This is a genomic window from Clostridiales bacterium (genome assembly GCA_012512255.1).
Classification (GTDB): Bacteria; Bacillota; Clostridia; order Christensenellales; family DUVY01; genus DUVY01.
The window spans coordinates 1-5,223 of record JAAZDJ010000142.1 but is presented as its reverse complement, the minus strand read 5'-3'; the positions used below and the strand labels follow the sequence as shown (position 1 = coordinate 5,223).

7 protein-coding genes are annotated in these 5,223 nt (G+C 42.9%); all 7 read left to right on the top strand.

Annotation, left to right across the window (positions count from 1 at the left end; genetic code table 11):
- On the top strand, positions 1 to 131 hold a 131-nt coding region (locus tag GX756_06930; GenBank protein NLC17592.1), incomplete at its 5' end, for an ABC transporter ATP-binding protein.
- A 355-nt stretch (positions 132 to 486) separates the two neighbouring features.
- The gene (locus tag GX756_06925; protein NLC17591.1) at positions 487 to 624 is read left to right on the top strand and encodes a hypothetical protein; all 138 of its coding nucleotides are present in this window, start codon (positions 487 to 489) and stop codon (positions 622 to 624) included.
- Positions 625 to 796: 172 nt separating this feature from the next.
- Entirely contained in the window at positions 797 to 2,239 is a 1,443-nt protein-coding gene (gene trpE, locus GX756_06920) for an anthranilate synthase component I (GenBank protein NLC17590.1), read from the top strand.
- Positions 2,240 to 2,259: 20 nt separating this feature from the next.
- Positions 2,260 to 2,817: a C26 family cysteine hydrolase domain-containing family gene (locus tag GX756_06915; protein NLC17589.1), complete on the top strand. Its 558-nt coding sequence runs from the start codon at positions 2,260 to 2,262 to the stop codon at positions 2,815 to 2,817.
- A 4-nt stretch (positions 2,818 to 2,821) separates the two neighbouring features.
- The gene (gene trpD, locus GX756_06910) at positions 2,822 to 3,820 is read left to right on the top strand and encodes an anthranilate phosphoribosyltransferase (GenBank protein NLC17588.1); all 999 of its coding nucleotides are present in this window, start codon (positions 2,822 to 2,824) and stop codon (positions 3,818 to 3,820) included.
- Positions 3,804 to 4,586 (top strand): indole-3-glycerol phosphate synthase TrpC, encoded by a 783-nt coding sequence (gene trpC / locus GX756_06905; GenBank protein NLC17587.1) that lies wholly within the window; start codon positions 3,804 to 3,806, stop codon positions 4,584 to 4,586. Before trpD ends, trpC begins: the two co-directional genes overlap by 17 nt.
- A 1-nt stretch (position 4,587) precedes the next feature.
- Positions 4,588 to 5,172 carry a phosphoribosylanthranilate isomerase gene (locus tag GX756_06900; protein ID NLC17586.1) on the top strand — a complete coding sequence of 195 codons (585 nt, stop codon included), beginning with the start codon at positions 4,588 to 4,590 and terminating at the stop codon, positions 5,170 to 5,172.
- Positions 5,173 to 5,223: the final 51 nt, after the last annotated feature.

The following is a 5,223-nucleotide window of genomic DNA, read 5'->3' as shown; positions in this document are numbered from 1 at the left end:
TGCACGAAGGCAAGATTATATACGAAGCAGAAGGCGCCGAAAAACAATCGTTAAAAGTGGAAGACTTATTAAAGAAGTTTGAGCAAAGCGCCGGCGGTAATTTCGCCACAGACAGAATGCTGTTGGCTTAAAAATTAGGCTTTTAACTTAAATTCGCGCGCATGATTTTGGGCAGTATCCATAATTATAGATTTTTAGGCTTAAGAAAGTGTAAAAAAGTTTAATTCGTCCAAATTGGCGGACGCTTAATTTATATATTTTTTTTGGGCTAAATGCGGCGCAAATTTTTTTAAAATAGCTTTTTAAAAGCTGTTATTTATATTAAGGCTTTTTTAAAACTTTTTATAATCTAATTTTAAGTTTTTTTACTATTAATTATTGATATAACGGTCATTAAAAACATTTTGATTATTTAAGCGTTTTGGGGTTTATATGATATAATGCTTTAAGGACAAAATCTTTGGCGTATTTTTAGGACAAAGCGCCGTGGATTTGGCGAGTTTTGCCATACTAGGCCAATATTCCAAGATTTGGAAGCCGCTTATAGTGGTCATTATATATACTATAATCTTATTGGCGATAAGCCTTTTGGTTTTTAGAAAAAAATTAACTTCGGACAAATAAAAAAACGATAAAAAACCGATTATGATGTTTGGTTTTAAAATTTTTAAAAAATATTAATAAATTGTTATAAAAATATTGACATTTTTATATTCGGGGAATATACTATTACTATACTTTTATTAGGTATAGATTAGAAATAGCATAGTTATAGCCATAGAGGAGATTAGATTAGGTGTTAAAACAACAAGTCTTTGATTTGTGCCAAGGTTTTGGCAAAGTTCCAGTTTATAGAAAAATTTACGCGGATTTTTACACGCCTGTTTTGCTGTTGAAAAAAATAGCGGCAAACAGTCAAAACTATTACCTTTTTGAAAGCGTCAAAGAAAAAAGGTGGTCGCGGTATTCGTTTTTGGGGCTTGACCCAAGCATCCAAGTAGAAATCAGCGACAACAAATTATATCTAAAGCAAGACGGGCAAATTCAGGTTTTTGATAATCCCATCGTAACTTTAAAGACCTTGCTGAACAAATACACTTCCCCACGCATTCCGGGCCTGCCTGTGTTCACGGGCGGGGCCGTGGGCTATTTCGGCTTTGAGAGCGCGGGGTATTTTGATAATTCTATCGTGTTTGATTATCCAAAAATGGATGATTTGCCCGATATAAAATTAATGTTTATTGATAACCTCATTGTCTTTGACCATTATGAGCAATATTTATATCTTATAGCCAATATGGACGCATCGCGCGACCGCGAAAAAGAATACCAAAGATGCCAACAAATATTGGATAAATTGGAAGAGATTATAAAAGCCCCTATTGATTATAATTATGCCGCCTCGGGCAAAAAACCGCGCTTTGAGACCAGCATTACCCAAGAGCGATATATTCAAAACATAAAAAAGGCGCAAGAATACATCAAACTCGGCGAAGTTTTTCAAGTTGTGCCTTCTGTGCGGTTTTTCGCCCGATATAAAGGCGGTTTGTTTGAGGTTTATAGGAAATTAAGGACTATCAATCCCTCGCCTTATCTTTACTATATCAAAATGGATGAGCTGGAAATCGCGGGATGCTCGCCCGAGACGCTTATCCATATAGAAAACGGCCAAGTCATTACCTATCCCATAGCGGGCACGAGGCCGCGCGGGCGCACGGAGCAAGAGGATAGGGACTTAGAACAAGAGCTTCTTAACGACCCCAAAGAAATAGCCGAGCATAATATGCTGGTGGACTTAAGCAGAAACGATTTGGGCAAAATATCCGAAATCGGCAGCGTGGAAGTAAGAAATCATCTTGCCGTGGAGCGATATTCGCATGTAATGCACCTTACCAGCGTGGTGGCGGGCAGGCTAAAAAAAGATTGTAATTTTTTGGACGCTCTGGGCGCGGTGCTGCCCGCGGGCACTTTGTCGGGCGCGCCCAAGATAAGAGCCATGCAAATTATAGGCGAGCTGGAACCGCACAGGCGCGGAATATACGGCGGCGCTATATGTTACTTGGGCTATAACGGCAATATGGACTGCTGCATAGCCATAAGAACGGTGGTCAAATACAAAGACAAAATCAATGTCCAAAGCGGCGCGGGCGTTGTGCTGGACAGCGACCCCCTAAAAGAATACCAAGAAACGCTTAACAAAGCCCAAGCCGTCTTGGCGGCGGTAGAACAAAGCTGTTAAAAAAAAGAGGTTTTTAGCTAATGACTATATTAATAGATAACAACGACGGATTTGCCTATAATCTTTATCAATATCTGGCTGAAATTGACGGCGATATTATGGTCATAAAAAGCGCCGAAGCGACTCTTGAAAAAATCAAAGATTTGGCGCCTACGCATATAGTGATAAGCTCCGGTACAGGTCATCCAAAAGACGCCAAACTATTGATTGAGATTGTTAAGCAATCGGGCGAAAATACGGCTATTTTGGGAATAGGGCTTGGACACCAGGCGATAGCGCTTGCTTTTGGCGGCGAGGTAAGGCCGATGCGCAAGATAGCGCACGGGAAAAAATCGCCCGTTCATTTGCTGGACTGTCCGATTTTTAAAAACCTGCCGCCCAAAATCAATACGGGCAGATACCATTCTTTGATAATAGAAAAACTCCCGCCCGTATTGTGCCCCGCGGCCTATGACGACGAGGGCGCTATAATGGCGCTTAGGCATCGGCAGCATAAAATATTCGGCTTGCAGTTTTGTCCCGCTTCGTTTTTGACGGAATACGGCAAACAGATTTTGCAAAATTTTTTGGAGGTTTAATACTATGCAAGCGATTTTGAAAATGGTTACCGATAAACAAAACTTGACATACCAAGACGCGCGCTTCGTTATGACCAAGATAATGAGCGGCGAGGTAAGCGATATTGTCTTGGCTTCGTATTTGACGGGGCTAAAGCTAAAAGGCGAAACCTCCGAGGAGATTTTGGGTTCGGCTATGGCTATGCGCGATAAAGCCATAAAAATAGAAGGCAGCGACTCGCTGGACATAGTGGGCACGGGCGGCGACGGGCACAACACCTTTAATGTGTCTTCCATAAGCGCGCTGGTGGCGGCGGGCTGCGGAATTAAAGTCGCCAAGCACGGCAACAAGTCGGTTTCTTCCAAATGCGGAAGCGCCGATGTGTTTGAGGCGCTGGGCGTCAAGATTGACATACCGCCCCAAAGAATGCAAGAGATTTTTGACAAGATAGGCATCGCGTTTTTGTTCGCGCCCGTTTATCACACCTCAATGAAATACGCCGCCAAAGTCAGAAAAGAATTGGGCTTTCGTTCTATATTTAACATACTCGGGCCGCTTAGCAATCCCGCATTGGCCAAATACGCGCTTTTGGGCGTATACGACCGCGCGTTGCAAAGGCCCGTGGCCGAGGCTTTGGGGCAATTGGGGCTTGTTTGCGGCATAGTCGTTCACGGCGAAAACGGCTTGGATGAAGTCAATCCCGCCGGCGTTACCTATATAAGCGAGTATAAAGACGGCGATGTCGTCCATTATACATTGACGCCAAAAGATTTCGGGCTGGAAGGCTGCGAGCTTCAAGATATAATAGGCGGCGACGCCCAAACCAATAAGCAAATGGCGCTAAGGGTCTTGCAAGGCGAAAGAGGGCCTTTGCGCGACACCGTCATAATGAACAGCGCTTTGGCTATTAAAGCCGTTTTGTCCAAGCCCATTAGCCAGTGCGCGCGAATGGCGGCCGAGAGCATTGACAGCGGCAGAGCGCTAAAAAAATTAAAGGAATTGATAATTGAAACCAATAAATGATTTGTTAAGGGCTGTTTTGAAAAACAAAAAACAGCAGCTAAAGGAAGAAAAAGCGCGCCTTAGCGCAAAGGAATTAGAAAAAAAGCTGGTCTTGGGACAGTCAAGGCGCGCCTTTTCAAAAAGCATACGAAAGCAGGGAAGGCTTAACATTATCGCCGAGTATAAAAAGGCCTCGCCTTCGGCGGGCGTGTTAAACCAAGACTTAAAAATAGGCGATTTTGCCAAAGAAGTCTCAGGCGCGCAGGCGGTCAGCATTTTGACCGAGCGAAAATATTTTTTGGGCAGCGAGCGGGATTTGGAGGCGTTTAAAAAACTAAGCGACTTGCCTGTTTTGCGGAAGGATTTTATAATAGACGAGTATGACATTTTGAAAACCGCGGTAATAGGCGCCGATTGTATGCTTTTGATTTGCGCGATATTGACCAATGAGCAATTAAAAAACTTTTTTAACTTGGCTAAAAGTTTGGAGCTGGAGGTATTGGTTGAAGTCCACGACCGAGACGAGCTTGACGCGGCGCTTGAATTAGGCGCGGGCATTATAGGCATTAACAACCGAAACCTAAAGACTTTTGAGGTGGATATAAAAAACACCGAAAGGCTTATAAAATATTTGCCCGATACGGTAATTAAGGTGTCCGAAAGCGGAATTTTGGACCCTCGGGACGCTAAATACGTAAAATCTTTGGGCGTTGACGCGGCGCTTGTGGGCACGGCGTTTTCCAAAAGCGCTTCAATAAGCCAAGCGATAGAAAATTTAAGGGTGTGATATGTGCAGGATAAAAATTTGCGGCTTAAAAACGCAAGAGGATATAGATATAGTCAACCAATATTTGCCCGATTATATAGGATTTAATTTTGCGCCCGTATCCAAAAGGGCGATAAAACCCGAACAAGCACAAAAGTTAAGGGCAAGATTGGACCAAAAAATCAAAGCTGTCGGGGTTTTTCAAAACGCCGAGATCGCCAAGATAGAAGAGGTTTGTAAGGAAGGGATTATAGATTTGGTCCAACTGCACGGCGAGGAAGACCAAGATTATATAGACCAAGTAAAAAAGCTGGGGCTTCCCGTAATCAAGGCGTATAAAATAAAAGACCGAATGCCCGAACTTTTAAAAAGCGACTATATCTTGCTGGATAACCGTTATGGCGGCAGCGGCCAAAGCTTTGATTGGGGACTAATTAATTTTGATTTGGGCAAAACATTTTTGGCGGGCGGGATTAATATTGACAACATTCTTTTCGCCAAAAAGCTAAAGCCGTATTGCTTGGATATATGCAGCGGCGCTGAAACCAACGACAAAAAAGATAAGACAAAAATAAAACAATTAATAAAGGCGGTACGAAATGGATAAAACAAGATTTGGAACTTTTGGCGGGCGGTATGTCGGGGAAACCGTTATGAC